Here is a 3,886-nt window from a genome sequence, read left to right on the forward strand (position 1 = left end):
GTCAAACCCGCGGGGCGCCCACCTGTGCGTTTACGCGGGGCGAACCCCGGCCCCCTACCCCCCCCCCCCGCCCTATAGGGGGGCGGGCTGGTGGTGGCGCGACGCCGAACTGCGTGCCCACCTGCGGGATCCGGCGTGGCCCTTCGTCCCCGACACACGCGTCATCGTGGATGACCTGCTCACCGAGGACGACTGAATCAGTAGACGATCACCTGCCAGGTCTGCATGCTGAACGGCAGGTCACACGAGGTTTCGGAGTGAAAGCCGCCGAACGCGGGCTGACCGTAGCGCTCGTAGCTGCTGAACCAGTTCCACCAGGCCCAGCAGGTGACGCGCACCTGATGCCAGACCGGGTCGCCGCACTGCGAGAACGCTCCGGTGCCCGCGATGGGGTTCACCGAGCAGTGCCCGGGCGGTGTGGCCTGGGCGGGTACGGCGAGCAGGGTCGAGGCACCGATGAGACCGGCGGCCGTGGCCCCGACAGCGATCTTGCGAAGCGATTTCATGACAACCTCCGGCGATCCACGTTGGGCTCGATATTCGCCTCGGGACACCGTGTCCCGATGATGTGAGCTACATCATGAGAATCGCGCGAGCTGTTACTGCCATACCCGAATAGTTACCCGCGGGCTATCTTCCGGATCAGTCGAGTGAGCGCAGGGATTCCTCGTCGCGGGCCACGACCGCACCACCGTCGGCGGTGAGCACGATGGGTCGCTGGATGAGCTTCGGATGATCGGCCAGCGCGGCCAGCCACCGGTCGACATCGGCATCGGTACGACCCCAGCTCGCCATGCCCAGGTCCTTGGCGATCTGCTCGCCGGTGCGGGTGATATCCCACGGCTGCGCGCCGAGCCTGGCCAGCACCGCACGCAGTTCGTCGACCGTCGGCGGGTCGTCGAGGTAGCGCCGCACCGTGTATTCGGCCCCGGCCGCATCCAGGTGCGCGGTGGCATTGCGACTCTTCGTACAGCGGGGGTTGTGCCAGATCTCGGTCATACTCGCAGCGTAATAGGTGGGCGAGAACACAGATGCGGGCGCGGGCGCACCGGCCGATACTGGGACCATGACCGACACCGCGCCCTCCGAAAACCCGTACGGCACACCGACAACCACCGGTCCCGAACCGATCCGGCCATCCCAGGCCAGGGTCAACACCGTCGTCCGCAGCCTGCTGAAGATCCCGGTGCTGGCGGGCATCATCGGCAAGCGCCTGGCCACCCTGCACGTCACCGGCCGCAAATCCGGCAAGGTCTACGACGTGCCCGTGGCGTACACCGTCTACGACGGCACCCTCCTGATCGGCACATCCCTGCGCCCGTGGGTGAAGAACCTCCAGGGCGGCGCGGAAGTGCTTATCTCCCGTGGCAGCACCCCCGAAACCTGCACCGCCACCGTCCATTCCGACGAACACAGCGTCCTCGACCTCTACACCGTCATCGCCCGCGACAACAAACAGAACGCCAAGTTCAACGGCATCGGCTATACGGCCGACGGCGAGCCGTCCAAGGCCGACATCTACCAGACCTGGCAGCAAGGCGGCGTGGTCGTACAGCTGACCCCACGCTGACCCGCTCACGACGACGGCCCATCGGGACTTCCGGTGGGCCGTCATGCGCTGGGTTGCGGCACGGCGAGCCGCTGCCGAGGACTCGGCCCCGCCCGCTGACGCCGGTCGCCGATGCGGCAGACTGGACGTTTCTCCCCTCGAAAGGCAGCAGTGGTGACGCTCGGCATGGTCCTCGGCGACGCAGGCTCGTGCATTTCGGCGCGGTAGCGAACGAGGCTTCCCCTCTCGCACCCCGGCGTCGAAGTGCTCGTCATGTCACCAGCACCGCCGACTACCGGGAGATACCCGTGTCCACCATCGACTGGACCGAAGACCATATCCGTCACACCGCGCGCTGGCATTCGGAGAACGGCGCGCCCGCACCGGCCGCCGTCTCGATCGCCGACGACCGGCTCTCCGCCGACCAAGCCTACCGCCGGATCCGGGCGGGGGAATCGCTGCTCTGGCAGGGCGACTACCACAACGGCCGCCAGCTCCTGCAGGCGCTGGGCCGCCGCGCCGATCGCACGGCCACCGCACCGCGCGGCGGCGACCTGAGCGCACGCTACGACCACGAGCGGGCCAGGAAACGCAGTCGCGCAGGCATTCTCGGCGGTCTGCTGGTCCAGCTCGACGACACCAACGATCTCGACCTGCGGCGCGCGCCCGATGTCCAGGCGGCCTGCACCGCCGCCTACGGTCCGGCGAGCGCCGGCCGGGTCGTCACCTTCCCGGAGCTGCTCGGCGTCCTGAGCGCGTATCGCTGGCAGCAGCAGGGCGTCGAGGTGGCCGCGCTCGGCGCGCGGATATACCCGGGCTACGGCGTCTTCTCCCCCACCCGCAGCGAATACGTCGATCTCGTCGCGGACGCGCCGCTGGATCCCGAGGTGCGCACCGCCTTCGATCTCGGCACCGGCACCGGCGTGCTCGCCGCGCTGCTCGCCCAGCGCGGCGTCTCCCGGATCACCGCCACCGACATCAACCCGCGCGCGATGCGCTGCGCGACCGACAATCTCACCCGCCTCGGCTACGCCGACCGGATCACCGTCACCGGTCCCACGCTGTACCCGGACGGGCGCGCCGATCTCGTCGTCTGCAATCCGCCCTGGCTGCCCGGCACACCGACCTCGGACCTGGAACGTGGTGTCTACGACCAGGATCAGTCGATGCTCACCGATTTCGCGCACGGCCTGCGCGCGCACCTCACGCCCCGTGGCGAGGGCTGGCTGGTGCTCTCCGATCTCGCCGAACTGCTCGGACTGCGCCCCGCCGAGCACATCCCGCGCCTGCTCGACGCCGCCGGACTGCACGTCATGGCCCGCCTCACCACGCGCCCGCGCCATCCGCGCGCCGCCGACCGCGACGATCCACTGGCCGCGGCCCGCACCGCGGAGACGACCTCGCTGTGGCGGTTGCGGGCGCGTTAGCCGCGAGCGGCGAGTTCCCGCGGTCCCTCCCCGCGCGGCGTCCGCGACTGGCAGGATGCGCGGTACATCGTCCGGCAGCACCCCAGTTCGAGGAGACACCGTCCAGGTGAGCAGTCATTCGCAGGACCGTTCCATCGTCGGCACCGCCCGGCGCGCCGCACTCGGCCTCGGCGCCGTCGTCGCCGCGCTGGTGGCGATCGCCCCCGCCGCGCAGGCCGTGCCCGCCCACCAGGCGGTCGTCCCCGGCTGCGTCCCTGCCGCCGCGGGCGCGCCCAACGGCAAGCAGTGGCCCACCGAGCCCGCCCTGACCATCGACCCCGCCGCGGCCTACACCGCGACGCTCGACACCACCTGCGGCACCCTCTCGATCGAGCTCGACGCCGCCGCGGCACCGCGCACGGTCAACTCGTTCGCCTTCCTGGCCGGCGAGGGCTACTTCGACCACACCCGCTGTCACCGGCTCACCACCCAGGGCATCTACGTGCTGCAGTGCGGCGATCCCACCGCGACCGGCATGGGCGGCCCCGGCTACAAGTTCGGCGACGAGAACCTCGCCGGCGCGGTCTACCCGGCGGGCACGGTGGCCATGGCCAATGCGGGCCCCGGCACCAACGGCAGCCAGTTCTTCCTGGTCTACCGCGACACCCAGCTGCCCCCGAACTACACCCCGTTCGGCCGGATCACCGAGGGCATGGACGCGCTCACCACCATCGCGAACGCGGGCGTCGCCGGTGGCGGCGGCGACGGCACCCCGGTGGCCGACGTGGTGTTCAACGCGGTGACCACCGCACAGGGCTGAGAAACGGCCGAGGGGGGGGCGGGGGGGGCGGGCGGGCGGGGGGGGCCCGCGGGGGCGGGGGGGGGGGGGGGGCCGCGGCGGTGGGTTATGATGTCGAAGGTTGTGGGTGGG

Annotated in this window: 5 protein-coding genes and 1 pseudogene; 4 read left to right on the top strand and 2 right to left on the bottom strand. The window is 70.7% G+C overall.

What is annotated here, in order from left to right; genetic code table 11:
- A pseudogene (locus ACFWPJ_RS26980) lies at positions 1-196 on the top strand (NUDIX hydrolase); the annotation flags it as partial.
- A 1-nt stretch (position 197) separates the two neighbouring features.
- On the opposite strand, the gene ACFWPJ_RS26985 reads toward ACFWPJ_RS26980, so the two are convergent.
- Positions 198-506: a hypothetical protein gene (locus ACFWPJ_RS26985; RefSeq protein WP_378855418.1), complete on the bottom strand. Its 309-nt coding sequence runs from the start codon at positions 504-506 to the stop codon at positions 198-200.
- A gap of 136 nt (positions 507-642) precedes the next feature.
- Positions 643-999 (bottom strand): arsenate reductase family protein, encoded by a 357-nt coding sequence (locus ACFWPJ_RS26990; protein WP_378855419.1) that lies wholly within the window; start codon positions 997-999, stop codon positions 643-645.
- A gap of 67 nt (positions 1,000-1,066) precedes the next feature.
- On the opposite strand from ACFWPJ_RS26990, the gene ACFWPJ_RS26995 reads away from it, so the two are divergent.
- From ACFWPJ_RS26995 to ACFWPJ_RS27005, 3 genes are all read left to right on the top strand, one after another.
- The gene (locus ACFWPJ_RS26995) at positions 1,067-1,570 is read left to right on the top strand and encodes a hypothetical protein (protein WP_378855421.1); all 504 of its coding nucleotides are present in this window, start codon (positions 1,067-1,069) and stop codon (positions 1,568-1,570) included.
- 287 nt (positions 1,571-1,857) lie between these two features.
- The gene (locus ACFWPJ_RS27000; protein WP_378855423.1) at positions 1,858-2,976 is read left to right on the top strand and encodes a methyltransferase; all 1,119 of its coding nucleotides are present in this window, start codon (positions 1,858-1,860) and stop codon (positions 2,974-2,976) included.
- 106 nt (positions 2,977-3,082) lie between these two features.
- A complete protein-coding gene (locus tag ACFWPJ_RS27005; protein ID WP_378855425.1) occupies positions 3,083-3,775 on the top strand; it encodes a peptidylprolyl isomerase in 693 nt (230 codons plus the stop codon).
- The last annotated feature ends 111 nt before the right edge of the window (positions 3,776-3,886 follow it).

The sequence above is a fragment of the Nocardia sp. NPDC058497 genome (assembly GCF_042720195.1).
Lineage (GTDB): Bacteria > Actinomycetota > Actinomycetes > Mycobacteriales > Mycobacteriaceae > Nocardia.